The 25,091-nt window shown below is 61.2% G+C and carries 21 protein-coding genes; 11 read left to right on the top strand and 10 right to left on the bottom strand.

What is annotated here, in order from left to right; all coding sequences use genetic code 11:
* Positions 1-34: 34 nt before the first annotated feature.
* A complete protein-coding gene (locus AC3ANQ_RS13500) occupies positions 35-1,123 on the bottom strand; it encodes a fatty acid desaturase family protein (RefSeq protein ID WP_488301522.1) in 1,089 nt (362 codons plus the stop codon).
* Positions 1,124-2,052: 929 nt separating this feature from the next.
* On the opposite strand from AC3ANQ_RS13500, the gene AC3ANQ_RS13495 reads away from it, so the two are divergent.
* Entirely contained in the window at positions 2,053-2,238 is a 186-nt protein-coding gene (locus tag AC3ANQ_RS13495) for a hypothetical protein (protein WP_488301521.1), read from the top strand.
* Between the two features lie 789 nt (positions 2,239-3,027).
* On the opposite strand, the gene AC3ANQ_RS13490 is transcribed toward AC3ANQ_RS13495, so the two are convergent.
* A complete protein-coding gene (locus tag AC3ANQ_RS13490; RefSeq protein ID WP_488301520.1) occupies positions 3,028-3,429 on the bottom strand; it encodes a hypothetical protein in 402 nt (133 codons plus the stop codon).
* A gap of 857 nt (positions 3,430-4,286) precedes the next feature.
* On the opposite strand from AC3ANQ_RS13490, the gene AC3ANQ_RS13485 reads away from it, so the two are divergent.
* Entirely contained in the window at positions 4,287-5,408 is a 1,122-nt protein-coding gene (locus AC3ANQ_RS13485; protein WP_488301519.1) for a glutamate--cysteine ligase, read from the top strand.
* 206 nt (positions 5,409-5,614) lie between these two features.
* Here AC3ANQ_RS13485 and AC3ANQ_RS13480 read toward each other — a convergent pair whose 3' ends face one another.
* The 3 genes from AC3ANQ_RS13480 to AC3ANQ_RS13470 all read right to left on the bottom strand — a co-directional run bounded on the left by AC3ANQ_RS13480 (position 5,615) and on the right by AC3ANQ_RS13470 (position 7,045).
* On the bottom strand, positions 5,615-6,202 hold the full coding sequence (locus AC3ANQ_RS13480; RefSeq protein ID WP_488301518.1) for an SRPBCC family protein: 588 nt from the start codon (positions 6,200-6,202) through the stop codon (positions 5,615-5,617).
* Between the two features lie 75 nt (positions 6,203-6,277).
* Positions 6,278-6,472: a hypothetical protein gene (locus tag AC3ANQ_RS13475; protein WP_488301517.1), complete on the bottom strand. Its 195-nt coding sequence runs from the start codon at positions 6,470-6,472 to the stop codon at positions 6,278-6,280.
* 396 nt (positions 6,473-6,868) lie between these two features.
* A complete protein-coding gene (locus AC3ANQ_RS13470; protein ID WP_332603618.1) occupies positions 6,869-7,045 on the bottom strand; it encodes a CsbD family protein in 177 nt (58 codons plus the stop codon).
* A 367-nt stretch (positions 7,046-7,412) separates the two neighbouring features.
* Here AC3ANQ_RS13470 and AC3ANQ_RS13465 point away from each other — a divergent pair, with 367 nt between their 5' ends.
* The gene (locus AC3ANQ_RS13465) at positions 7,413-8,231 is read left to right on the top strand and encodes a DUF1206 domain-containing protein (RefSeq protein ID WP_488301516.1); all 819 of its coding nucleotides are present in this window, start codon (positions 7,413-7,415) and stop codon (positions 8,229-8,231) included.
* Between the two features lie 456 nt (positions 8,232-8,687).
* Here the strand turns inward: AC3ANQ_RS13465 and AC3ANQ_RS13460 are convergent, their stop codons facing one another.
* From AC3ANQ_RS13460 to AC3ANQ_RS13450, 3 genes are all read right to left on the bottom strand, one after another.
* Positions 8,688-8,843, bottom strand: coding sequence for a hypothetical protein (locus AC3ANQ_RS13460; RefSeq protein ID WP_332603613.1), 156 nt, complete (start codon positions 8,841-8,843; stop codon positions 8,688-8,690).
* A gap of 144 nt (positions 8,844-8,987) precedes the next feature.
* Positions 8,988-9,245, bottom strand: a complete 258-nt coding sequence (locus tag AC3ANQ_RS13455) for a hypothetical protein (protein WP_488301515.1) — start codon at positions 9,243-9,245, stop codon at positions 8,988-8,990.
* A 97-nt stretch (positions 9,246-9,342) separates the two neighbouring features.
* Positions 9,343-9,774 (bottom strand): hypothetical protein, encoded by a 432-nt coding sequence (locus AC3ANQ_RS13450; protein ID WP_488301514.1) that lies wholly within the window; start codon positions 9,772-9,774, stop codon positions 9,343-9,345.
* 598 nt (positions 9,775-10,372) lie between these two features.
* Between AC3ANQ_RS13450 and AC3ANQ_RS13445 the strand changes: the two genes are divergently transcribed.
* The 3 genes from AC3ANQ_RS13445 (at position 10,373) to ppsA (ending at position 14,759) form a co-directional block, all read left to right on the top strand.
* A complete protein-coding gene (locus AC3ANQ_RS13445; RefSeq protein WP_488305326.1) occupies positions 10,373-10,603 on the top strand; it encodes a type II toxin-antitoxin system death-on-curing family toxin in 231 nt (76 codons plus the stop codon).
* Between the two features lie 791 nt (positions 10,604-11,394).
* The gene (locus AC3ANQ_RS13440) at positions 11,395-12,213 is read left to right on the top strand and encodes a pyruvate, water dikinase regulatory protein (RefSeq protein ID WP_488301513.1); all 819 of its coding nucleotides are present in this window, start codon (positions 11,395-11,397) and stop codon (positions 12,211-12,213) included.
* 149 nt (positions 12,214-12,362) lie between these two features.
* On the top strand, positions 12,363-14,759 hold the full coding sequence (ppsA, locus tag AC3ANQ_RS13435; protein WP_488301512.1) for a phosphoenolpyruvate synthase: 2,397 nt from the start codon (positions 12,363-12,365) through the stop codon (positions 14,757-14,759).
* 341 nt (positions 14,760-15,100) lie between these two features.
* Here ppsA and AC3ANQ_RS13430 read toward each other — a convergent pair whose 3' ends face one another.
* Positions 15,101-16,270, bottom strand: a complete 1,170-nt coding sequence (locus AC3ANQ_RS13430) for an HNH endonuclease (RefSeq protein ID WP_488301511.1) — start codon at positions 16,268-16,270, stop codon at positions 15,101-15,103.
* 1,128 nt (positions 16,271-17,398) lie between these two features.
* Between AC3ANQ_RS13430 and AC3ANQ_RS13425 the strand changes: the two genes are divergently transcribed.
* From AC3ANQ_RS13425 to AC3ANQ_RS13415, 3 genes are all read left to right on the top strand, one after another.
* A complete protein-coding gene (locus tag AC3ANQ_RS13425) occupies positions 17,399-17,674 on the top strand; it encodes a hypothetical protein (RefSeq protein ID WP_488301510.1) in 276 nt (91 codons plus the stop codon).
* Positions 17,675-19,283: 1,609 nt separating this feature from the next.
* Positions 19,284-20,462, top strand: a complete 1,179-nt coding sequence (locus AC3ANQ_RS13420) for a HEPN-associated N-terminal domain-containing protein (protein ID WP_488301509.1) — start codon at positions 19,284-19,286, stop codon at positions 20,460-20,462.
* Between the two features lie 154 nt (positions 20,463-20,616).
* Positions 20,617-21,558 (top strand): toll/interleukin-1 receptor domain-containing protein, encoded by a 942-nt coding sequence (locus AC3ANQ_RS13415; RefSeq protein WP_488301508.1) that lies wholly within the window; start codon positions 20,617-20,619, stop codon positions 21,556-21,558.
* A 257-nt stretch (positions 21,559-21,815) separates the two neighbouring features.
* On the opposite strand, the gene AC3ANQ_RS13410 is transcribed toward AC3ANQ_RS13415, so the two are convergent.
* A complete protein-coding gene (locus AC3ANQ_RS13410; protein WP_488301507.1) occupies positions 21,816-22,847 on the bottom strand; it encodes a DUF3644 domain-containing protein in 1,032 nt (343 codons plus the stop codon).
* A gap of 768 nt (positions 22,848-23,615) precedes the next feature.
* Between AC3ANQ_RS13410 and AC3ANQ_RS13405 the strand changes: the two genes are divergently transcribed.
* Together AC3ANQ_RS13405 and AC3ANQ_RS13400 are read left to right on the top strand one after the other, a co-directional pair.
* Positions 23,616-23,816, top strand: coding sequence for a ribbon-helix-helix protein, CopG family (locus tag AC3ANQ_RS13405; protein ID WP_133202525.1), 201 nt, complete (start codon positions 23,616-23,618; stop codon positions 23,814-23,816).
* Positions 23,813-24,181, top strand: coding sequence for a type II toxin-antitoxin system death-on-curing family toxin (locus AC3ANQ_RS13400; RefSeq protein ID WP_488301506.1), 369 nt, complete (start codon positions 23,813-23,815; stop codon positions 24,179-24,181). Before AC3ANQ_RS13405 ends, AC3ANQ_RS13400 begins: the two co-directional genes overlap by 4 nt.
* Positions 24,182-25,091: the final 910 nt, after the last annotated feature.

The following is a 25,091-nucleotide window of genomic DNA, read 5'->3' as shown; positions in this document are numbered from 1 at the left end:
TTGACCCCTTTGGAGTTTGTTGTTCGGATCCTGCTCAGCGGGGCCGGTTGCTCTCCACGACGGGGCATTCGAACGGGCCGCCGGCAAACAGGCCGACTGTGTTGAGATACCGGATGACCACCGCGTAGGAGGTGACGAGGCTGGTCTCCGTATAGGGGATTCCCTGTTCCTGGCAGCACGAGCGGACCAGCGTGGCCGCGCGGTGCAGGTGTGGCCGCGGCATGTCCGGGAAGAGGTGGTGCTCGATCTGGCGGTTCAGTCCGCCCATCAACGCATCCATGAGCCTGCCGCCGCTGATGTTGCGTCCGGTGACCACCTGCCGGTGAAGGAAATCGGCCCGGCTGGAGGCGGCCAGGATCGGCATGCCCTTGTGGTTTGGTGCGAATGAGGCGCCCATGTAGAAGCCGAACACACCCACTTGGACGCCCAGGAACGCGAATGCCATGCCCAACGGCAGCAGCCAGAACACCAGGGCCGGGACCACGAGCAGACGCAGCACCACGATCGGTATTTCCACCCAGCGGTGGTCCACTCTTCCGCGGCGGAACAGGTACTTCAACGAATCAACGTGAAGGCTCAGGCCCAGGAAGAACAAAAGCGGCAACAGCAGCCATCCCTGCTTGCGCGTGACCGCGACCATGAGCCCGCGCCGGGATGCCGCGGCTTGCGGATGGAAGGCGATCGCCCCGGTGTGGATATCGGGATCCTTATCGATCACATTCGGGTAGTTGTGGTGACGGGTATGCTTTTGCGCCCACATGGCGTAACTGATCCCCACCAGACCGGTGCCGATCAACCGGGCGGACCATTCATTAATCCGCTGGGAGGCGAAGATCTGGCGGTGCGCAGCCTCGTGGGCCAGGAAGCTGAACTGGGTAAGTACCACACCCATGCCGGCGGCGACCAGCAACTGGAACCAGGTGTCCTGAAGGAGGATGAACCCTGTCCACGTGCCTGCCCATGCCGCCATCAGGATGGTGAAGAGCACGATGTAGAAACCGCGACGTCGGCGCAGGAGACCTGCTTCCCGTACCTGTTTCAAGAGGATGACGTAGCTGTTGACCACTTGGTTCGGGGACCGGCGCTGCTGCGGACCTTCAGCGGGAGACGGTGTTGTGTCCATGATGCCTCGAACCATTCACGGGCGAGTGCGGCACTCTTCATTCGGCACTTCAAACCCTGGCCTTCAGGATACGCCAACACGATTGCGACGGCTCATCCGTATGCCTGCCCGCCGGGACTTAATGACGACCCGCTGGAGGAGTTTCGACGTGACATCGCCGCGTTCAACAGGGCCTATTCCAGAGTCATCGCATACGACGACGATCCTGCGCTGGCACGCCGACTGGAAGAAATTGGTGCTGACGCCGAGGAACGGCTCGAGACGCTCCAAAATCGGATGAACTATTAGACGGGTGGGGATGGCCGGTGAGGGCCTGGCCATCCGTCGACAACCTGTTGGACGTACGACACGTGGCCGCGCGCAGGAGCCGACGTAGGAGCAGTCCGTCCGCGCGCGGTGGCACAGGGTTAGGCCTGGGGGCATGGATGCGTTCTCGGCAGAGACGCTGATCTGCGCAGCCCCGTCAACGGTGTGGGGGCATGACCGACGCCGCGGGATACCGGGCTTGTTGGCGCGAGTGGTGAGATCGCGGATGGCGGGCCAATCCGCCTGCACCACCAAGCTCCGGGACCGGGCGGCAAATCCGCGTGTCCGCGGGGCCGGTGATCACAATTGGGACCTCAGGGGCCACTTTGCGCGTGACGACTTCTACTTACGCCGGGCCTCATCACGGTGGACCTGGGCTTGCCTGTGGCGCGGCCCTGACATCCTTCTTGCCTCACCACGCCCCGGCGCCGCCTGCCAGCACTGCCGCTCGCGGCGCCGTCGTCAACCCTAACCACGCTCATCTGGGCAAGCCGTGAAACTGCGCCTCTGAACAATAAACCGGAAGGAGCCCGAGCCTCCCGAATACCCGCGGCACCACTATAATTTAGTTCTCACCCCGCAGCGGGAGATGGGCGATGATACGCGGATTTGGCAGGCGCAAAATGGGCAGACGTGGAATTGGTCTGTTTGGGTTCATATACCTGGCCGTCGGGGTGCTGGTCGCTGGCACCCACGGCTATCTCGTGGCATGGAACATTCCCGGCAACATTTTGGAAGGCCTGCTGGCGATTGTGCTCTGGCCGCTAGTGGCCCTCTTCGGGGTCGATTTCCATGCCTTGATCGCGTAGGTCCTGCGGTTATCGGGGTACCGCGCGGGGTGCTGGTTGTTGATATCGTTGTGCTGCTTTGGCAATAGGCTCTGTCCTGTTGATCAAGTACCGCTGTCCCACCTTTGACCCAAATTGGTGCGGAAAATACGTACTCACTACTCATGTCACCCCCGCCCGCGTCCATATTTACTGGGCTTGGGACGCAGTGAAAGGAGTGGTGTGGATACTGGATCTCATTGCGGGGCCACGGCCCGGGCGATGACAGGTGCAGAACAGGAACCGTCCTGACCGGCGGCAAACAATGCCAAGTCAACAATCGCTGGCACGTCCCCGACTGACCGGGCGAATCCTTTTCAAGGCCGGGATGCTTATGGGGCGCCGGCCCTGAATGCACAATCTGAGGAATGGCCGCCCGGCCTGCCAGTGCCGACGGCCTCCATAGGGACCGAGTACATCGGCGGATTCAATGAGCCCAGACCAGTTCCAAGAGTCTGGCAGAGGCCGCCGAAGACACCGAGCCCGGTCGGCCACGGCAATCAGCGGAACCCTACCGCCGGATGCGGCGGTGAACGGAACCGACAATCCGGCACGGTTCCTGACTCGACGATCGCGTGTCCGACCCTGCACGCCCGGGCCGAACCGTCATGACCAGCCCTCAGGTGTCTTCTCCCGGACCCAGCGCAGGAAGGCGACGGCCCGGCCAAACTGCCGGAAAGGTCCTCCCATGCCGGCCGGCTGGCCTCAGTCTTGGTTCCGGCGTGGAACCGATCCGGAGGCATCGCGGTCGGTTTCCGGGGAAAACGACCGCTATGCCGGTGGATACTCGGTGTTTGTCTCGTCCAGCTCGGCGTCCGCCGACGGGACGGACGTCCCCGCCTCCTCGGAGGTTCCGGGCGCAGGAACCCCGGGTTCTGCATCCGCGGGCCCCACCAGGGGTCGCGCTCTGGGTGGGCCGGCTTCTGCTTTCTCTGCGGCTCCGTCCTTGTTCTCTTCACGGAATTGATCCGGTTCGCGTGCCGCCGCCGGGTCTGGCGGGATGGCGGCGTCGGGTTCGGGGTAGTCGCCTGCGGTGTAGTCACCTTCACGCTCCTCTTCGGGGGTGTCTGGGATCTCGCCCGCGGTCCCGTAGTCGCCCTCGGTGTACTGGCCTCGGTCTTCGTCCGCGGCCTCATCTGAAGCGTCGGTCTCCGGTGAAGTTGGTTCAGTCATGATGAATGGCTTCCTGTCGTTAGCTGCGTGAAGCGCCGATGATGCTTGTGTGCCGGTCCTTCCACCGGCGGGGTGTTCGTGCTGCGGAGACGTCGTCCACGGGTATCCGCTGAATCACATTCGACATGGGTGTGGCCACCGCTGGAATGCTTGCCGATGGAGAGCTAGGGCGCCGCCGGCTGCATGCCTGGATGTTGCCATCGCCTTCGACCAGCCGATGCTTCGCGAGGGTATTTGCTCATGGCTGGCTCCTTGGAACCGACATCGGATTCATGCTGGCCGGACTGCATCTGAATTCCATGGACCGGTTCGTTCATTCTAGTTTCGCCGCGCTACCGGAGGAAGGCCTGTCGTCCCGCATGCACTGTCTCTGGCCGGCGCCACTTTGGTTTTTGACGGGCGAGACAATCCGGCTGCTGCTGTCCGCCGTACCGGTGAGCCGGTGCCCCTGACGCCTGGTATCCGAGGTGGCAAGCGGTCCAGGTCTTGTAGTCACCGGGTTCTTCTTGCCGCGGCGTACTTAAGAGTCGCTTCCCGGCTGCCGGATGCGGAGATCCGGCGGCGGACTCTCGACTCGTCCTTGACCTTCGGCTTACTCGAGCACCTTCCAGACCGTGGTGTTCCCCCAGGACCTCCGTGGCCGTGGGCTGATTCGGCCGTTTCGATGGCCATGACCGGCGGTGGGAAATCCGCCCGGGGCGGACGAGGTCCTGACCGGCTTTCGGAGGGGACGAAGTCCCAGGCACGAATGATTCACTTGTCCGGCCATCGGAGGCCGGCATTCCGTGGCTCGATGGCTGGATCCCGGTTGTTGACGCTTTCAGACAAAGCGGCACGTCAAGGCCGATAATGACGGTGTGCGCACAGTCGGGGTCGAAGAGGAGCTTCTCATCGTGGATGAGTCCACGGGCCGTCCCGAGCCGTTGGCAGGGAAGATTCTTGAGCAGGCCTCCGCGGCGCGAAGGTCCGGAGGCTCCGGGCCTTCCATGACGGCCGAGTTCAAACAGGAGCAGATCGAGCTGCTCACCGAGCCCTGTACGGACCTGGGTGAGCTGCTGGATCGTATCCGTCGTGCCCGCAGCCAGGCGGACGCCGAGGCTAGAGCCTTCGGGGCCCGGGTCGCTGCCCTGGCAACATCCCCGGTTCCGGTGGAGACCCACACGACCGACTCGGCGCGTTTTTCGGCCATGATGGACGGATACGTCTTGACCGCCAGAGAGCAGCTGACCTGCGGTTTGCATGTTCACGTCGGCATAGAGTCCGTGGAGGAAGGCGTCGCCATCATGGATCGAATCCGCATCTGGCTTCCGGTTCTGACGGCCTTGAGCGCTAATTCACCGTTCTGGAACGGGGCAGACAGTGGATTCGCAAGCTATCGAACCCAGGCGTGGAGTCGTTGGCCGACCGCCGGACCGCAGGAGATCTTCGGATCGGCTGGTGGCTACCGGGCACTCATCGGAGAGCTTTTGGACTCCGGGGTCCCTCTGGATGAGGGGATGATGTATTTCGATGTCCGTCTGTCGCGGAAGCACCCCACGATAGAGGTGCGGGTGGCCGACGTTTGTCTGGAAGCCGGAGACAGCGTTGTAGTGGCTGGACTGGTGCGGGCCCTGGTCGAGACGTCGGCGACGGACTGGCAGTTGAAGAGGCTCCCGGTCCCGACGTCGGCTGCGGTGCTGCGGATGGCGGCCTGGCGGGCGGGCCGGTCGGGGATCAACGGAACTCTTCTGCACCCGCTGACTAACCATCCGGAACCGGCGGGGCGGGTGATCGAGGCCCTGTTGGATCATGTGCGGCCTGCCCTGGCCGCCGACGGCGACTTGCTCAGCATCCAGGCAGGCCTGGAACGCATCCGGGAGCGCGGGACCGGGGAACGCCGCCAACGCGCTGTTTTTGAGCGGACCGGTCACCTCGCGCGGGTCGCCGTGGACGCCGCCAGAATCACTACCTGGCCAAGATTCGGACCTGGGCCGTATTAGGACCGGATCCAGGACATGGGCACCTGAGGCCAAGCCGGAACGGGACGCCTTACTGTGCTGACGGCTGCGCAGGGTCGGGCTTTCAATGCCTCTGATGAGCACGGCCGCAGCTATGGTGCACCCCAAAAGCAGGTTCGGACCGTCGGCGTGGCCCTGAGCGGGCCGCGTTACATCTCCCGCTCACGCCGTGCTCTGTCGGCTGATACTCAGAGTTCGTCGGATGGGCGGGCGACGTTCTCGATGCTGGCAGAGGTATCGTCGTCCGTGGCGGGCACAGCCGCGGCTGGCTCGGATCCTGTGTCGAGGTAGTCCGTGCTCGCAGGTCGGCCGTCCTCGACCTCACCACCGGAGACGGCACCGCGCCAGGTTCCGGTTTCCTGGCCGGGGTGTTCGATGAACTTCTTGAACTTCTCCAGGTCCACGGAGACCTGAAGGTCGTCGGCGCGCAGGACCGCGCCGATTTTCTCCTTCAATGTCTCCGGTTCCCACTCGATATGTACGTTGACGCCCGTTCGGTTGACGTCCAAGGGCTCGAACCTGACTTCACCGGAGTTCCGGGGCCCGTCGGTGCTGGCCCATCTGATGAGTGCGTCGGGGACCTGGTCCAGGATTTGGGCGTTGAACTCGTTCTTGATTCCGCTGATGTTCGTCGTGAAGTGCAGTGCCGTATCGTCGATCTGCTCGACCGCTTCGACTCCGTCCATGAATTCGGGGAACGACTCGAACTGCGTCCATTGGTTGTAGGCGACAGAGACCGGCACATCGACTTCAATGGATTGGTTGACGGTAGCCATTCGCGCCCTCGCTAGGGATTCGGTGGAAAGGCAAATCCAGGTTTGATGTTCGGTTTCCGGCTCCCGTCGGCGCCGTTAGCCTGAGGGTTTGGTCCGGGTTTCGCGCTGTCGCTGCTCAAGTTTGGCTTCAGCATCGGTGCGGCGCCGGCCAATGATACGCATTTGATGGGTGGATGGGTTTCCGTAGTCGTCCAGGTGCGTAAACTGCCCGTGTGTTGCCGTGTCATCGGGAGCCGGCGGGTCGGGACGGTGTTCGGCATTTTCGCTCATACAGTCATGGTCCCACCGTGTCTTTGCCGCGAAAAGACGCAATCCCGTTGCCGGGCGGATCAGGGCCGTGGCAGACGTTCCCTGTTTGCGCCGTGGCTGTTGCCCTGCGAGGACGAATGTACCCGTGGTGCTTGGCCTGCCAGGCCGAAGGTCTGGCTGTCTTTGCCAACGACTCTGATCCGGGAGCAGAGGACTTTGGCGGACTGGATGAACGGCCGGGTGCCCTGACCAGGTCGAGGCCCTGAAGCGGTCCGGTGAAGATCCCATCGCCTGGGAGCAAGTCATCACCCGCAGTGGCCCATCGGAGGGCAATCGGCCGTCGGAAAGTACATGTTGCGACGAGAAAGCAGGGGTGCGGCCCGCCCGGACCGCACCCCTGCCTTCTGGCTGCTTGTCTTAGTGTTTCTTGAAGGCGTCTTTGACTTTTTCGCCGGCCTGCTTCAGGTCCGCTTTGACTTGGTGCCGTTTGCCTTCGGCCTTCATCCGGTCGTTGCCGGTGGCATCGCCGACTGCCTCTTTGCCCTTGCCGTGGAGTTTCTCGGCGGCGTTGTGGATCTTGTCACCCAAACCCATGCTGATTCTCCTTACTTGGCCGCCCCCTCGTCGTGAATGCCGTGGAGGCCGACAGTTAATTGTAGGGACAGAACCGTCGAAGCGTTGGTGCGATGGATGATAGGCATTAGCGATGGGGAGGGAACGAAATCGGTGGCCATCGGGCCGGAGGATCGGCGCATGGATTCGGTTCTGTATTTCGCCCCGTCTATCTGGTTGTGACTCTCCGGCGCTGAGTGCAGGTCCGCGTCGGTGCTGAGTTGGAACCGGCTCCGGTCCGGGTCTTTCGCAGTGCCAGACCAGGCCTGCATGAGGGTGGACTCTCATGACAAAATAGGCGTATTGCACACCGCTGCATCTGTATGTGCGTTCGCACTAAGGATCGGTCATGAAGAAAGAGCTGAAGGACGCCGCGAACGCGGTCGAGGAGGCATCGAACTCCAGGGCTCTTGTGATTGCTGCACGGGCAGGCTTTGCCGTCAGCGGTCTCTTGCACGTTCTGACAGGGTCCGTCGCCATCCAGTTGGCCTTCGGCAAGGCCGGACAAGCGGATCAGGGCGGTGCGGTCGCCCAGCTCGCCGGCCAGCCCGAAGGATTGCTGCTGCTGTGGACCGGGTTCGCCGCCTGTGTGGCTCTGGCGCTCTGGCAAACCGGTAACGCCGTCTTCGGCTACGGCCGGTTGGAAGCCAAGACGAAGGTCGGAAAGAAACTCTCGGCGGGCGGCAAGGCCGTGGTGTTCGCCCTCATGGCGCTGACGTTTGCTGCCTCCGCAAGCGGAACCAGCAAGAACAGCGGACAGTCCACCAGCGATTTCACCGTCTCAATCATCAAAGCACCCGGGGGTGCGTTCCTGCTGATCATCATCGGCGCCGCGATCGCCGTCGTCGGCATCGTCTTCGTGGTCCTCGGGCTTAAGGGATCGTTCAAGAAGGATCTGCTGCTGCCGCCCCCGGGCACCGCGCGGTCCGTCGTGACCGGGCTTGGCGTGGTCGGTTACGCAGCCGAGGGCGTCGCACTGTTCTTGGTGGGATTGCTGTTCATCATAGCCACCGCCAGCGCCCGCCCTCAGGAGTCCACCGGCCTGGATGGCGGGCTGAAGGCGCTGCGTGATCAGCCGTACGGGGTTTATCTGCTGGTCGCGGTCGGCGCCGGTCTGATCTGTTACGGCCTTTACCTGGTGGTGAAAACCAAATTCGCGCGGATGTAAGGTGCCTGCCGACGCGGCCGGCTCCTGCTCTGTTGACTTGAGGAGAACGGCTGGCCCGCCCGGGACGGCAGCCGCAGGAGCGCGGACGGGCGAAGGGCCGGCCGTGGGAAGGTCGGCAGACGGTACCCGGGGTGATCTGCGCGATGCGGACGGGAGCCGTGTAGATCATTCGGAACGCCTCTGTTCACAGGGGGGTCCAGATCCGTGCGGCCGCAGACGATTTCAGAACAAAGCGGCGCGTAGCCCTGACGCGCCCCGGACGCTGAAATCTGTCGAACGGTCAACCGGGAACTGTCGCGGAGGGCAGACGCCGCACGGTGTCGAGTTGGATTCGTCCGATATGCGGCCCCGTCCGGCGTTTGGCCGGTGGGAGTGAGGGGCGCGAGTCCGGAACTGCCGCCGGTTAGGGCCGACCAGTCGAATCGATTCTTCGCAGACTCTTGCGGTCCGGGTTTTTCAGGTCCTTCTGCTGCGCCCTACGAAGAAACCAATGGCAGCGAGGATCAACAGAATAACGCCAACCCAGATCAGGAAGTTCAACGAAGGAACCAGCCCACCTCCGAAGAAGAACAGAATCGCAAGGACCACTGCGATGATGAGAAGAATGTTCATAACCGTTACCTGCCTTTTCTTTGAAATGTTCAACAATGACTCACGACCGGGTTGGCACCGGTGGCTATTCCGCAATCCAGCCCCCACCGGGGGCTCTCCACAAGGACCCGGTTGCGGCTCGGCCGCCGGGCTCCGGGCCCGGGGTTACGGCGATGGGTGGGGAATGTCACAGGCGATTCTGGGGTTCAGGCCCGTGTAGTTCAGCGGTCCGGCACCGATTGTCAGCGCGATAGTTCCAGCCGAGGCGCAGGATGCCGGCAGTCCGGAGAAATAACCGCGCTGCGCGGCTGCAGCGACTCCGATCGCAAGCCAGACAACCACCAATATTCCGATGACGATTCTGACCCGCATTTCGTCCTCCGATACCGGATCGTGCTGGCGCTTCAACGCAATTGGTGACATTTTCGTGGGAATTGACCCATCGCGGAACAGAGCGGCCGCCCCAGCGGATCCTCTGGCCCGCCCTAGATGCGGCTGCTCTGGCCATCGCCGGGATGTCTTACCCCGGCCCGGTTCCCTGGGCAGGCCGGTCGGGCTGGCCCGTGCCGCCGTCCGGGCCGGGCCGATTTTCACCGGCCTGGCTGTCCCGTCCTCCGCGGGCATCACTGGTCGGATCCAGTTCATCTGCTTCCCGAACCCGTTCCTGTGAACCCTCACGAACAGTCCGGGCGTCCTCCCGGCCATCGCGGGCCTCCCGACGGAGCCGTTCGGCATCCAATTCGGCCTGCTGTGCGTCCGCTTCCGCCCGGGCCGCTTTCGCTTCACCCTCCCGTGCGCCGAGTTCATCTGTCTCCGCCTGCTGGCGCATCTCGGCCGCCCTACGCCGATCGGCTTTCAGCTTCCGTTTGCGGCCGAAGAAAACCACCAGGCCAACAATGACGAGTGCCACGACGATGACGACGATGATCCATACCAGCTGGCCCGAATTCACGGTGATCTGCCTCTTTCCACGTCCGGCAATGGAGATACCACCAGTAAACAACAAAACCCGTCTTCCAACCATGGAATGACCGGCAGTGTCAAGTGGCCGAAGCAACATCGCCATTCAATAGTTTGGTGAACACTCGCCTCGGCGTCGGGTCCTCCTGGCGCTCAGGTACCGATTCGGCGCACACCTTTGCTCAAGTGGTGCTGATTCGGCCCCCTCATGGTGGTCCTGAATGAGATTGACATGGACGGACGTCTGTACCCAGTGGTGACTGTCGACACGACAGGTAACCGCTGCGAACACGGGGTTGCCATAGCGCTGTGGCGTATGGAACGCGATCTGAGGACCATGACACCTAGGCTGTGGACTGGCCTATTAGGCCAGATGGTCCGGGAGCCAGTCCCCGCCCTGCCCAAGATCTCGGCGCGTCGGCGCAAACGGTCATCGATCTCTTCGGGAAATACGGTGGCAAACGCGCCTCAACCCGCACTGAGCAACTCCTACGCTCTGCAACGCTGGTCTAGCCAGGCTTCGCCGGCGCACACGCTCTCCGAAGCAGAGTTGCCTCACTTGCGGCTACCGCCCGAAAGCCTATCCTCAACTGGCCATGAAGGCCGCGGCCCTGCTCGAGTCCGTGGCCAGGTTTCATCCGCTAATCGACCGCAACAAACGCACCGCCTGGACGCTCATGGTCCTGCTGCTGTGGATCAACGGTTACGGGCACGACTTCAACACCGACGAGGGCTTCGACCTTGTTGTGGGCGTGGCCGTCGGTGACATCGATTTGCAGCGCAGCGCCACTCTGATCGAGAAACACCTGTTTCGACGGTAGGTCCGGTGGAGAGGGTCCCAGATGATGGCCCGGAGTTACTGATGCGCAGTCGGTGGGGGAGTTCGAAGGCCAAAAAACGGGGTGTGCACAATGTGCACACCTTGGCCGTCGGACTCGGTCATACCGGGGTCGGATAGGGCCGTACTGGCTATGTTTTCGGGAGTTCCCACTGTTTGCAGGGCCTGGAAGCCGGTTCGAGTCCCACCTCGGGCACAGCATTCCCCCTCGTCAGAGGGGGTTTTTGCTTTAACGTGTGTACAAAGCTTGACAAGTGCCTCTGACGCTAGGGGCGCGGGCTTTGGCCTGGCCGCCGCGGTGGCCTATGGAGGTGTGTGGGTGGCGGGTTCAGTTGCCCTGGCTGGTGGGCCCTCCGCCTGCTCTGGGGTGGGGTTGGTCGGGTCTCCCTTCGGTGATGGTGTGGCGGCCTGGCTGGCCGCTTACCTATTCATGGGCGGGGGCTGTCTTGATGACATGACGTGTAAGAACTTTTCTAAGTTTTTGTGGATTCACCCTTCAATTGTTGGCCTGAGGCCCCGGTCTCGTTTCTGAATTTGTCCGACCAAAGATGGCGTGTACCCTGTGCACACTTAAGTCTGCTTTTTATTTCTGCTGCAAGGGTGGCGCTGCGGCCTTCCTGATGACTATGTGTTCATCGACCCTGCAGGGCTCTACCACCTGACTTTGGAGCAAAGCCAACCTCACCGCGGTCGGGCGCCTGGATGAGTGGGTCTCGACGCCTTTGCCATGTTGACGGCCCGCACCGCACGTCGCCTTGGTGCAAGAATGCGTTCATGAGCAATGACGATCTCAGGCCTGTCTATTTTCTTTCCGACAGCACAGGCATCACCGCGGAAACACTCGGCAACACACTGTTGACTCAGTTCCCCGCGAACAATTTTGACCGCATCACAGTCCCCTTCATCACGTCCGTTGAGCAGGCCAGGACGGTGGCCGGTACTATCAACAGGCTCGCCGATGCTGGCCTGCGTCCGATCGTGTTTTCGACTGCGGTCAGCAGTGATATCCGCCATGTCTTGGCGACGTGCAAGGGAATCATCGTCGACCTCATTGGGGCGCACCTCGGGCAGTTGGAGGACGCGCTTGGTTCGTTGGCGAGCGGCGAACCCGGCAGGGCCCACGGCTTGGGCAACGCGGAGCGGTATCAGTCCCGGATGGCCGCGGTGGAGTACGCGATGGAACACGACGACGGGCAGAGCCTCCGGGCGCTGGAAAAGGCCCAAGTTATTCTGGTAGCGCCGTCGCGTTGCGGTAAGACCCCGACCACCATGTACTTGGCTCTTCAGCACGGCATATTCGCGGCGAACTTCCCGTTGGTGGACGAAGACTTTGAACGTGAGGGCCTTCCCAAGCCTCTCCGGCCCTTCGTTGAGAAGTGTTTCGGCCTCTCATCCAACCCGCTGCGCCTGAGTCAGATCCGCACCGAACGACGTCGCGGTTCAGCGTACGCTTCACTCCGGCAGTGCGGCTTCGAGTTGCGCAGCGCCGAGCAACTGTATGTATCCCACAGAATCCCATACCTGAATTCCGCGACGGTGTCCGTGGAGGAAATGGCCGCTACCATCCTTCAGCGAATGAATCTGAAACATTAGAAAAGCGTGTACAACCCTTATGTGTCACGGCCCACATCCGGTGGAAAGTACACTGACAACCTGCCATGGTGTACAGAAATGTGCCCTCCACCTACCCGCGTGGGCTGGGTGCACCCGCGCATGCCATCAACTGCAAAGGAGCAGTAACTATGACGAATGACATCCTGTGGTTTTCCGAACTCGGGCTCAAGGACCTGGACCGGGTGGGCGGAAAGAACGCCTCGCTCGGTGAGATGGTTCAGAACCTGACCTCAGCCGGGGTCCAGGTCCCGGACGGATTCGCCACGACCGCGGATGCGTACCGCAATTTCTTGGCTGATTCGGGTCTGGACCAGAAGATCGCCGACCGGCTGGTCGCCTTGGACACCGATGACGTGACAGCCCTTGCCTCTGCCGGACAGGACATCCGGTCCATGATGCGTGAGACGCCGTTCCTGCCGGACTTCGAGGCGCAGATCCGGGACTCCTACCAGAAGCTGGTGGACAAGCACGGCGGTTCCAAGGACCTCTCCTGGGCCGTCCGTTCCAGCGCCACCGCGGAAGACCTTCCGGATGCATCGTTCGCCGGGCAGCAGGAAACCTTCCTGAACATTCGTGGCATCGAGAACATCCTGCTCGCGATCAAGGACGTGTTCGCGTCCCTCTATAACGACCGGGCCATCGCCTATCGCGTGCACCACAAGTTCGAACACGCCGACGTCGCATTGTCGGCCGGCGTTCAGCGAATGGTGCGTTCAGACCTTGGCGCTTCCGGCGTCATGTTCACTATGGACACCGAATCCGGTTTCAAGGACGCCGTCTTCGTCACATCTTCCTACGGTCTGGGCGAGGCCGTCGTCCAGGGTGCCGTTAATCCGGATGAGTTCTACGTTTACAAACCCGCACTGCAGGCTGGCCGGCCTGCAGTTCTCAAACGCGGTCTGGGGGAGAAAGCCCTCCAAATGACCTACACGGACTCTTCTGAAGTCGGCCGCACCATTGACTTCGTACCGGTGGAAGCCGAGCTGCGGAACCGCTTTAGTCTCAGCGACCACGACGTCGAGCAGCTTGCCCGGCATGCCGTCGCCATCGAAAACCACTACGGTCGCCCCATGGACATCGAATGGGGAAAAGACGGGATCGATGGTGGACTCTACATCCTTCAGGCACGCCCGGAAACCGTGCAGTCCCGACGTGCTGCGGGGAGCCTGAGCCGGTTCCGGCTTAACGGCGAAGGCCGCGTGCTGGTTGAGGGCCGCGCCATCGGCCAGCGGATCGGCGCCGGCAGCGTCCGCATCCTCACCTCGATCGACCAAATGGCCGCCTTCAAGACCGGCGACGTCCTCGTCGCCGATATGACCGACCCGGACTGGGAACCGATCATGAAGCGCGCCTCGGCCATCGTGACCAACCGCGGCGGGCGCACGTGCCACGCCGCCATCATCGCCCGTGAACTCGGCATACCCGCCGTCGTCGGCACCGGGTATGCCACAGATGCACTCAGCAACGGCCTCGAGGTGACCGTTTCATGTGCTGATGGCGAGACCGGCATGATCTACGAAGGGCTCTTGGATTTCAGCGTTGAGGAAACGGAAATCACCCAACTGCCTGAAGCGCCGGTCAAGGTCATGATGAATGTAGGCACCCCGGAACAGGCGTTCACCTTCGCGCAGCTGCCCAACCACGGGGTAGGGCTTGCCCGCCTGGAATTCATCATCAACCGGCAGATTGGTATCCATCCCAAGGCGTTGCTGAACCTCGCCGACCAGCCTGCCGATATCGCAGCGGAGATCCGGGAGCGGATCTCGGCATACGATGGCCCTCGCGACTACTACATCAAGCGACTGGCCGAGGGCGTATCCACCATTGCGGCGGCCTTCGCACCTGAACCGGTCATTGTCCGCATGTCCGACTTCAAGTCCAACGAATACGCGAACTTGATCGGCGGACCCGCTTACGAACCACACGAAGAGAACCCGATGATCGGGTTCCGCGGCGCCTCACGATACCTGGAGCCTACCTTCCGGGACTGCTTCGATCTCGAGTGCGAGGCTTTGTCCTTTGTCCGCAACGAGATGGGCCTCACGAACGTCAAGTTGATGATCCCCTTCGTGCGCACCCTGGACGAGGCCAAAGGCGTCATTGACCTGCTGGCCGAAAACGGCCTCAAACGCGGCGACAACGGCCTTGAGGTCATCATGATGTGCGAGGTTCCGTCCAACGCCCTGCTCGCCGACGAATTCCTTGACCACTTCGATGGATTCTCGATCGGTTCCAATGACATGACGCAACTGGCCTTGGGCCTGGACCGGGACTCCGCGATCGTTTCCGGAGGCTTTGATGAACGAAACCCAGCCGTAAAGAAGCTACTGAGCATGGCGATCAAAGCTTGCCAGGCCCGCGGCAAATACGTCGGCATTTGTGGCCAAGGTCCCAGCGATCACGCGGACTTTGCCGAATGGCTGGTAGATGAAGGCATTCATTCCGTCTCCCTGAACCCCGACACCGTTGTGGATACCTGGCTGCGACTCGCCGGAAGTACGTCTCAGGCGGCTGCCGCTTCCTGATGAACCACGGCACCAGCGCAGTTACTCGGAAAAGTAGCTGCGCTGGTGCAGTTGGTGAAGCGTTCGGGGCTCGCTCCGAGTCCAAGCGGGCTATTTTTGGCCTCTTTGCAAGCCGGTGATGTGGGCCTGTCCGACTTCCCGCCAGACCCGGGGTCCGGGTTTGGCCACAGGTCTGACCGACTCGACATCTTGGTCAAAAGCTTGCAGGGCCATAATCCAGTCGCGGTATTCCGTAGGTCCCGCCCGCTGGCCGCGGCCGCGGCGTCGCAAGCGAGGCCCACTGCTCTGCTGCTGTCGCTCAGCGTGCGTGCGCTGGAAAGTGCTTCCAGAGCGTGCAGTTCTTAGGGAGACAGGTTCTTCTTGACGTAGAACGCCTCGCTTACGTGTATCGCCCGAAGCAGTTCTGGGTAGGGTTGCGCGGCTGTCACAACGGAGGGGAGTAGGCCGTTTGCGTCCCGCCAGGTCGAAGGCACCCAAGGGTTCCCCTTCTTGCCGCGGGGTGCCGACTTGTCCCAGCGCGGCTTTCCTCCGAGGAGGGGCGGGGCCCACTCAATCAACAAGGGCCGGTGTTTCTTCGCGGTGTTGCAGGCGGAGCATGCGGGTGTGATGTTGTAGAGGGCATGGGGTCCTCCGCTGGTCTTGTGCAGGGGAACGATGTGGTCCATGTGGAGGTCTTCGGGCTCCCTGACGCGACCGCAGTAGGTGCAGCGGTATTCGAGCCGTTCAGCTAGCTCCAGCCAGTCAGCGACCGTGAAGGGGACGCTTCCGAGATTCTCCAGCTTTTGCGCTTTCCGCAGGGCCTCTCCGATGCGCCTGCGGATGCGGATGTTGACAATATTCCGAGCAGCGCTGGCATCCTGGGTGCACTTCGGGCTGCAATGTTTCGAGTTGCGGCGTGCCTTCGACATGTCGTAGCCGCAGTGCGGACATAGCCGTATCCCGAGCTCGCGGGCGCGGGCCAGTGCCCGGGTGAAGCGGAGATAGTGCATGTTGCAGCGGCCTGCCTTGAACTGCTTGCTGGGATCCGTATCCGGCGTTACGTCGCAGTCTTCTTCCAAGCAGATTGGAATCTCGAATGAGCCGTAGGTTTCCCAGAGGTTCCAGTGCTTGCGGCAGAGACCCTCGTAGAGCTTGTTCTGGGCGCCGCAGTCGACGCCGACGCGGCACTTTTCCTCGCCGGCCTCAGCAACCCGCTGTGCCTTCCGGAAGCGCTGATCGTGCATGGGGCACCTGCCCCCGACGAATTTGTTGGTGGATACCGTTGGAACGACGTCGCAATCCGGCTCGATGCACGGGAGGGCGTCCGCGTAAAAGCGGTGGTGTCGGCACATCCCGCCGTGGAGACGCGTCTGCGGGCCGCATTCTTCTTTCCCAACTGAGCACAGCAGCTCGTAGGTGCCATAGGCCTTCTTGCGCCTGTAGTGCTTACCGCAGACGTCGTCTTCGTACAACTGGCCCGATGTGCAGCCGTCTCCGCCGATGCGACATCTTTTCTTCGGGGGAGTGCTCACCTGCGCTCCTATGCCAAGAGCAGGAGAGGAATGCTTGAGGCCGGTTGCGGGTGTTGGATGTTCTTTTTCCGGAGGTAGTTCCACTTGTCCATGTAGGTGGAAGCGTTGGAAGTGCTTGCCGCACATCCCCCAGGTCAACTCATCTGCCTGTCCACAACCGACTATGCTGCAGCGCTTCTCCATGTGTTTCCAATCGTCCGAGGCCGATGCTGGCCATTCTGTCTCCCTTGACGCGGAAGATGATGGTGAGCGTATTACAACTTTTTGATTAAGAAAAGTCGTGTTTTAGACATAAGTTGGACAATCAGGTGTATAATGCAAACTTTCGTTTCTCTCCTTCACTTTTTGATGAGAGTATCACCTCGAAGCCACTTAGCGTGCGAGTCTTCACTGAAGTTGATAGTGCGTGCGACGATCGGAGCGCGCCGAAGGAAGCGAGAAGGTGCCATCGACGAGGGGAGACCACTCCGCTCTGCGCCCGGCGGCCCGTGGCAAGGGACCGGCCAGGGTTCGTTGATACTTTGACCAGCGAACTGGTGTTACTGTTAGCGGCCATGAAAAACTGCCCATAGACGGCCACGAAAATGCCCGCTGGGGCGAGTTCTAGTGAACGTTGCAACACCCTCCCCCGAATAATCGGGAGTCGCAACACCCATGGAATCGCCATCAAAAAAATCTCTCCTAAGGAAAAATCTCCTTTGCCGGAAGAACCGGCGCCTTTGTCTGGGGCTGCCGTGAAGCGTCAGCAGCAGTCTCGTACCCGTGCGCAAAGACAGGATTTCCTGTCCGCCGTGGCGTGGTTGGGAACTGTCGCCGAGGCGGCTCAGGAGCTCAGTATCAATAGGAGTACCTGCCAGAAGTGGGCGAACGCTGCCGGGATCAGGCCGTAGCACCAGTACAGCCAGGCGGACAAGGATCACTTCGATGCCGTTCTGGACCGGACCGGCACCATCATTGCGGCGGCCCAGGAGCTGGGATTGAACATCAGCACCGCGCATAACTGGGCCGGCAAGGTCAATCCTGCCAGGAGAAGACCTCGGGCCGTAAGAACCGGGAAGCCTGCTCCTGCGCAACGCCATACACCGCCGGTGAATGAGGAGTTCATGGGTCTGCTGCGCAAAGTCGGCAATGTCAGCGCGGCAGCCCGGCAAACTGGGCCTGAACCACTCCACCTGCCACAACTGGGCCAAGGCCGCCGGTCTGGTCTCCGTCGGTACGCGAGGCCCATCGGCAAAGCAGCGCCTCTACCTGCGCCTGCGTCGGGAAGGAGCTGGCCGGAGGGATGCCGCCCTCGCCGTCGGCGCCAGCACACAGAGCTCCTACGTGTGGGACCTGCAAAAGGCTGCATGGACACGGCCGCGCCCCAGGGCCAAGCCGCGGATCTGCCGTATAGACAGGAAGTGAGAACTACATTCGCGGAACCTCCGCCCCTTGCAGCGGCACCAGAGCTGACGGCAGTGGCGGTGCCGGAGCTGCCGGCCTCCGTGACGGGAGCCCGCACCCGCCGCGGTGGTGTTGGAAGCTCTGGAGCAGCCCATCAGCGCCCGCTGCCTTTCCCCGCAGGAGCGGGAGAGGATCGCGGATCTGCGCTCCCACCGGACCTCCATGCAGGGCGATCGGCAGGCCTTACGGTGCCCACCGGGCTGCCAAGGCGGCCCGTGCACGGCCGAAGGACAGTCAGTGGCAGAACCCGGGGACCTGCACGACTACGTGAAAACCAAGCTCCTCACCCGCTGGTCCCCGGATCAGATTTCGAAGCTGCTGATCAAGGAATTTCCCGATGACGAGCAGATGCGCGTGAGTCCCGAAACGGAATCCCGAAGAACGCACCGGGCCTCACCGATCCTGGACGGTCTCGTGCGCGGCCGGCGGGAGCGCGGTTCCGACGCCGCGCCCGGGCCCTCGGCCCGGGCCCGGCCCAACGACACAAAGAACGTCTTACGGGAGATGCCATGCTCGGTACAGAACAATGTCACGGCATCACGCGGCGGATCATCCGGCCACTGCGAGATCGCTAAACGGACACGAGGATCAACATGTTCAACTCCACTCATCCACCCATCAGAACGGCAGAAGTGTCACCACCAAGACTCCGGAAGCGTCGCCGAGGTGCTGATACAGAACTGTCACCATGTCCAGAGAAATAACACGTCGGACCGGGGAGTATATCGGCCGGACTGGCCCCAATTCGGGATTGGCTATGTATTCGGGAGTTCCCAGTGTTCGGAAGGCCCGGAAGCCAGCTCGAGTCTCAACTTGGGCCACGTCTTCCGCAGACCAGGAGGCCTTTGGCCGTCTGACTGTGCACAAATCACTTTTTGTGGACGGCGGGGTCACGGCGGCTTCGCTGTCCTGCCCCGCGCAGATGGCCTATTCGTCAGAGTTAGACCGGACATGTGGATCCTGGCAGTCCTCAGCCCTCGACGATGGACATCGGCAGGCTGCGCCCGCGCATGGTGGGGCGACGCTGTCTAGCCGCGAGGTCTCGCACGGAAGCTTGATTCGACAAAGGCTTTGCTGGTGTCCCCAGGTGGCCTGCGCGGCGCAGCCGTGGCAAGGTTCGAACCGCATGGGGCTTTTGTCGCGTCCAACTTTGGGACTGCGGGAGGGTTTCGGGCTTGGCCATTTGGAGGTTCCTTTCCAGGCTGGGCGGCTCGTCGATGGTCGTCGGAGTGGGCGGTGTCGTGGAGGCTTTGTCTGGGCGAACCGTGTATCTGACCATTGTCGGGCGTATCGGGCAGGGTGCTCCATTCCTCGGGACGTTTGGCACGTCTAGTCCCGAGCCCTGTATACGAGTGTTGCCGGTGGGGACGAGCGTCGCTGATGTGAGCCAGTGTGACAACTGCATGGTCCGGTGTATGACGTCGCGACAGCCAACCCGGCTTCCTGGGGTCGTTATGCTCATCACATGGGTGGAGCAAAAAGGCAGTTGGAGGAGCAATGGGCGCGCGGTTGGTCGTCGAGCGAGAAACGGATCTGCAGTTTTTGTATCAATGACTATGCGCTGAAAGCAGTGGTCGAGGCCGAGGAAATTGAAGGCGAGGGTCCATGCACTACGTGCGGACACGCGGTCTCGGCTCCGTTCGATTCACTCCTTGATGCATTTGTCGACGGTGTTCACTTCCTCTATGACGATGCCTTGAATTCCGTCCCCTATGTGTCCTCCGAGGGCGGCTTTGTGGGAGCAGAGACGTGGGACACCTGGGACCTTCTTGAGGATTTCCACGATGTGTTCGAGGACGAGGCGAGTCCCGAGATTATCGAAGAGCTGCGTGCTCGGATGGAGTCGAGAGACTGGGTTGACAGAACGGACCCCGACTACGGGCCTGCGGCGTTGCTTGACGCCGCTTGGCTGGAGTTCTGCCGCGTAATCAAGCACGAGACTAGGTATGTCTTCTGGCTCCAACGTGAAGCAGTTGATGAGAAAGCCGAGAACCGTCGGCCTTGGGAGATTGAACCGGCAACGGCCCTGCGCCGTGTTGGCGACATGATCGATGAGCTTGATTTGTTCAAGAACTACAACCGTGGGCAGGTCTTCTTCCGGACGAGGACATTTGCGAAGAAGCAGGATGTTCCGTCGAGCGCGAAGAGCCTGGGGACACCGCCGGTAGGTGCCTCCCTCCAGGGAAACCGCATGAGCCCAGCAGGAATCCCGATGTTCTACGCGGGCGAATCCGCCGATGTTGTTCTTGATGAGGTGAGTGTGCGAACGGAGCATAGGAGCGCCTCTGTCGGCAAGTTCAGCTCGACAATTCCCTTTCGAGTAGTCGATTTGACTGAGATTCCGCCTTTGCCGAGTCCGTTCGACCGGGACCGGCGCGAACAGGGGTGGAAGATTGGCTTCCTCCGCTCCTTCGTGGACCGCTTGTCGGAGCCAATCGAGACAGGACGCGATCAGATTGATTACGTTCCTACTCAGGTCATGAGCGAATATCTTCTACGCATACGCTGGGGTCGCGAGGGCGTGCGGGGGATTCGGTATCCATCCGCCGCGCATGAAGGCGGCATCTCTTTGGTCCTCGATGTTTCGGCAGAGGACTGCTTGGAGCCTGGTGCGGAGCCAGATCCCGGTCGGTTGCAGATGGAGTTCCGATCGAGAGATCTGTTTGGGGCGCGGCTTGCGTGGACCCAAGCGATACAGGAACCGGGGGACGCGGCGGCCGTTCCTGGTGCTGGAAAGGGTAGCGCTTGAGGATGATTCCACTGTGGCAGCTGGCCGTTCTGCGTGGGGTGCCCAAACCCCGTAAGACCTGAGCCGAAGGGGTCAAGGGCCGCGGCGGTTCGAGTCGAGGCGGGGCGGCAGTGCAGTATGGAGTTCTAGTAGTCAGAACCAGAATTGGATAGTCATGACCGAAACCACTCCTGCCCCCCGCGCTTTTATGTCGTATGCATGGGATGACGATGAGCACCAGGCATGGGTGCTCCAGCTTGCTACCCGACTGCGGAGTAACGGAGTGGATGTCGTCCTTGATGTTTGGGACACGAGGCTGGGGGCGGACCTCGCACGCTTCATGGAGGAGGGCGTTTCCTCGGCGGATCGCATCATCGTCGTGTGCAGCGACAAGTACATCGCAAGGGCGAATGCACCGAAGGGTGGGGTGGGTTATGAGAAGAAAATGCTGACACCTAGGCTCATGGAGGATCTTAACTCGGAGCTCGTAATACCCGTCATAAGGCACAGGACTTCCAGTCCTGAGATGCCAACCTTCTTGGGAGCCGCTAAGTATGTCGACTTTCGGGACGATACTTTCCACGAGCAGAACTACGCCGAGCTGATTCACGACATCCATGGGCGACAGATCCAGGCAGTGCCCCCGCTCGGGCCGAGCCCATTCGGCCTAGTCCCACCCCCCGAGGTGTCCCACGCGCTGCGGAATGATCCTGCGCGTTACGTGTCACCGGCTGCCTCCGGTCAGGTCACCTTCGACTACACGAACAACAGCGGCAACTATGTGATCGGTGCCGGTGATATGGCGTTCACCGTCATGGTGACAGAAGCAGGGCATGGGTCTGTTCATGTATACCGAGACCCGGCCGATATCCAGACCGTGGCGTTGGCCCCGAAAGCTACGAACTTTGGGGGCGTCAAGGACGCGAGTCAGTTCGATTCTTCGTCCAGAAGTCGCACGATCAAGGTGGGCGATGCAGCCATTCTGCGTAACGTCGCTGGTTACTACGCTGTTCTTCTACTCGACTGGGTTGTTACCCGGGAATCGGCGGTCGACGGCCAGCATCAGATGACTTTCCGGTACAAGATTCAACCCAACAGGTCGGCGTTGTTCGCGTGAGGTCGATCGGCGGAGCATGCAGTGCGGCTGTTAGCCATGTGTGAGCGAGGGTCGCGGACTGATCGCGGGGACAGTTGTCGTCAGCAGTTCTGCGGATGTTGCCCCTTCCATTCTCGCCACTCACCGGGTGTGTATCCGTCCGGGAATACGGAGTTCGCCGCCGAGATCAGCGCCAAGGGCTGATCGTCTCAGAGCGACCCCAAGGAACGGCGCCAGCCCGGTACCGGTTCCCGCAATGGAAGTGCCAAACATTTGCGTCAGATGCCGGGCGGCTCGGGTGTTCGACCCAGTGCTTTTTCATGTTTCTCGGGATCGGATAGCTCTTGAATGAGGGAAGCGACGTATGCCTTGGTGTAGACGTGGTTCTTGTGCGCCGTGCTGTAGATGCACTTGGACCCGTCGGCGAAACTGGCAGAGGGCCGCTGACCCTTTTGCGGGCCAACGTCGTCTCTATGGCGCATTTTGGTGAAGTCACTGACCGAAAACCGAAACTTGGTCTGCTCCTGCACGGCCTTCGCTGCATTAGCCGGAAGCATTTCGTCGTCAAAGCCGCTGGCTTTGAGTTTCTCAAAGATGAGCACCTTGCCGGTTTTTCCTGCCGCCATGGCCTCCGCTAGATCCTCTTCTGAAAGCTCCTTGGCGTTGACGAACTTGAAGGCAAGATCGGCTTCGTCTTTCACTCCGCGGATGGGCTGGAGTTGGATTCGATATTCGAAGCGGGGGTCTTGGCGGATAGCGTCGGGGATGCTCGCTTCGAATTCGGAAATGTAAGTCTTAGCTTCCAAGGGCAGACCACGCCGGAGGCTTCGTTGCTCGTCCATACCCTCAGGTGAAAGGGACTGGACAAACACGGGGAACCGCAACTCGTCTGCGAGCGACTCCGCCACGCCGAAGAGTCGCGTAAGTTCAGCTTCGAAGTTGATCACGTAGGCATGGGCGTGAGCGGCAGTAGCGATAACTAGGCTTCGCTCGAATCTATGCTCGATGGAGTTTCGCAAGCCAATGAAGAACTCAACGTTGAGCCGAATTGGGTCCTTTTCTTTGTAAGAAACATCAAGGCATGTTTGCAGGTGCCAGGACTGCTTCTGACCGAACTTGTCGCGTTTGTAAAGACGGCTGCCCTTGGATGCACGAAAGTAGATATTGGTCTTCTTCCGCATGAACTGGGCGTGAAGGAGGTTTTGCCAAGCGAGGTGCATATGAACAACAAAGTCCGCATAGCTCTGGCGCTCACCCGGCCTGTTGTAAAAGTCAACGGCCACACATGCTTGGCGCCGAGCCTCGCCCATGGTGTACCACCAGTCAGGTCTACGAGCCACTTTCCTCCCTCAACGACGAACGCCGCCGCCGGACGTCGCTGCGGCAACACCCCATCCTGTCAGGTCAGAACTGAATAGACGGCTGTTATGCCTCGCTGATGGGGATTATTCAGAAGGTTTTTGGTTCCGTCCGGCTGCCGAAAAGGAGGCGATGGAGCCCAGCCGATTCGTAACGGACGCCCCTAATCTTGGGCGGGACGACGCACCAACCTCGTAGTCCGATTGCGGCTGTAGAGCCGCCCTCTCGTTCCCGAGTTCCCTTAGAACTCGTACTTCGGAGCCGAAGGCTGAGTTTGCGGCGTGAGGGCGCAAGGAAGGCTGGGCTCGACGAGGCCCGGGTTATCGATTCTCGAACTCCATGAACTTCCTTCCAGCCGGTTCCGAATTGTCGGATCAGGATTCTGGGTAACTGATTCGGGACGCCCCAAAGACAAACGGGAGCGATTATTTGGGATGCGAACGCTGTGGCCGTGAATGGGACGGACGCAGGTTGGGCACCTTCGGAGGCTAAGGCGGCAGCGCTGGCTGCCGCCCTGGACGAACTCGCCTACGACGCATACCCGTACACCTCGTCCGGGGTGATGCCGTTCTCATATCCGACGAATGGTGGCCGAGGTCGTCCCACACCGGATCGACGGGCTTCTTTGCTGTGACGGTGATAGGCACCTCGCGCAGCACTGCAATCCTCTAAATTCCGCGGGTTGTCGCGGTACTGGGTTGGTACCATTATTTATGGCCATGAATCTGCGTGTTCCCGAGGACCTCGACCGCCGTCTCGATGAGCTTGCTGCCGAGGAGCACACATCCAAATCCGCGCTGCTGCTCCAGGGTGCCGAGCTGGTCCTGCAACGGCACGGCCGCCGCCGCGAGATCAATGAGGGTCTGGATTTCGTGATGAGCCATGACGCAGAGCTGCTCAAACGCCTTGAGGATGCATGAGTTCGTACCTCGAAATCGAGGACGCACTGCAAGTGATCGACCGGTACGGGTTCCACATCCGTGACGTCGGGCTGCTCGCCTCGGCTTTGGCGCGCCCGGCAACGACGGTCATGGGCACGGATGCCTATCCTCAACTGGCCATGAAGGCCGCAGCGCTCCTCGAGTCCGTGGCCAGGTTTCATCCGCTCATTGACGGCAACAAACGCACCGCCTGGACGTTGATGGTCCTGCTGCTCTGGATCAACGGCTACCGCCACGACTTCAACACCGACGAGGGATTCGACCTGGTTGTGGGAGTGGCCGCCGGCGACATTGACTTGCAGCGCAGCGCCATCCTGATCCAGAAACACCTGATCCGACGGTAGGTCCGATGGCGGGACCCCGAGTTGATTGTCTCAATTCTTTGACGTGCGGTGAGCAGGGGAGTCAGGGTGAGATTTGGGGTGTGTACAACATACACACTTTGGGTCTCGGACTGGGTCGTACATCGGCCGGATTGGCTCGTATTGCCTATGTTTTCGGGAGTTCCCTGTGTTTCCGGGGCCTGGAATGCGGTTCGAGTCCCACCTCGGGCACAGCATTCCCCCTCGTCAGAGGGGGTTTTTGCTTTAACGTGTGTACAAAGCTTGTGGTGGGGTCCCTCTGACGCTGGTTCGCGGCTGTGGCCTGGCCGCCGCGGTGGCCTATTCAAATGTGTGGGAGACGAGTTCAGGGCCCGGCTGGTGGGCCCTCCACCTGCTCTGGGGTGGGGTTATGCGGCTCCTCGTTCCGGTTCTGTCTGGTTGGTCGTGGATGGCCAACACCAGCTCATGGTTGCCAGCTTTGGGAACAACACGACGACAACGTCTTTGGCGTGCAGCTCTCGGGACTCGCTCTCTAAGGCGCCAAGAAGGCTGCTGGTGTTTCTCTTTGTAGTGCCAAACAGGATGTGGACACTGTCCACACTTAAGTGTGTTCTTAACTTGTGCCTCGGTCGCGTTGTCCTGCAAGTTCTTTGAGGACTGCACGCCTTCATCGCGGCTGCGCATCGAGAGCTACGTGCTCTTCGGTCGCCCGTCTGGGGCGGGGACCCTCGGTGTTTCCATTAGCGGATCCTCTGACGAGGTTCGCAACCAGGCCTCAGCGGCGGGGCGTCAACTTCCGCTCGCTGACCGGCTGGCATTGCAACCGCAGCGGACTGCGAGGTTGGGGGAGTTCGCTCGGGCAATGGAGACAGCGGTATCCGGCCAGCCCTTATCTTGAGGTTGCTGGGTTTATTGGTGAGGACACGCGACC

It is taken from the genome of Arthrobacter sp. DMZ02-1R (assembly GCF_057747935.1).
This window is presented reverse-complemented; position numbering and strand designations above follow the sequence as displayed.

Coding starts and splice junctions, on each gene's coding strand:
- AC3ANQ_RS13500 (WP_488301522.1), bottom strand. CDS start 1,123: ATGGACACAACACCGTCTCCCGCTGAAGGTCCGCAGCAGCGCCGGTCC.
- AC3ANQ_RS13495 (WP_488301521.1), top strand. CDS start 2,053: ATGGGCAGACGTGGAATTGGTCTGTTTGGGTTCATATACCTGGCCGTC.
- AC3ANQ_RS13490 (WP_488301520.1), bottom strand. CDS start 3,429: ATGACTGAACCAACTTCACCGGAGACCGACGCTTCAGATGAGGCCGCG.
- AC3ANQ_RS13480 (WP_488301518.1), bottom strand. CDS start 6,202: ATGGCTACCGTCAACCAATCCATTGAAGTCGATGTGCCGGTCTCTGTC.
- AC3ANQ_RS13475 (WP_488301517.1), bottom strand. CDS start 6,472: ATGAGCGAAAATGCCGAACACCGTCCCGACCCGCCGGCTCCCGATGAC.
- AC3ANQ_RS13470 (WP_332603618.1), bottom strand. CDS start 7,045: ATGGGTTTGGGTGACAAGATCCACAACGCCGCCGAGAAACTCCACGGC.
- AC3ANQ_RS13465 (WP_488301516.1), top strand. CDS start 7,413: ATGAAGAAAGAGCTGAAGGACGCCGCGAACGCGGTCGAGGAGGCATCG.
- AC3ANQ_RS13460 (WP_332603613.1), bottom strand. CDS start 8,843: ATGAACATTCTTCTCATCATCGCAGTGGTCCTTGCGATTCTGTTCTTC.
- AC3ANQ_RS13455 (WP_488301515.1), bottom strand. CDS start 9,245: ATGTCACCAATTGCGTTGAAGCGCCAGCACGATCCGGTATCGGAGGAC.
- AC3ANQ_RS13440 (WP_488301513.1), top strand. CDS start 11,395: ATGAGCAATGACGATCTCAGGCCTGTCTATTTTCTTTCCGACAGCACA.
- ppsA (WP_488301512.1), top strand. CDS start 12,363: ATGACGAATGACATCCTGTGGTTTTCCGAACTCGGGCTCAAGGACCTG.
- AC3ANQ_RS13425 (WP_488301510.1), top strand. CDS start 17,399: ATGTCAGCGCGGCAGCCCGGCAAACTGGGCCTGAACCACTCCACCTGC.
- AC3ANQ_RS13415 (WP_488301508.1), top strand. CDS start 20,617: ATGACCGAAACCACTCCTGCCCCCCGCGCTTTTATGTCGTATGCATGG.
- AC3ANQ_RS13410 (WP_488301507.1), bottom strand. CDS start 22,847: ATGGGCGAGGCTCGGCGCCAAGCATGTGTGGCCGTTGACTTTTACAAC.
- AC3ANQ_RS13405 (WP_133202525.1), top strand. CDS start 23,616: ATGAATCTGCGTGTTCCCGAGGACCTCGACCGCCGTCTCGATGAGCTT.
- AC3ANQ_RS13400 (WP_488301506.1), top strand. CDS start 23,813: ATGAGTTCGTACCTCGAAATCGAGGACGCACTGCAAGTGATCGACCGG.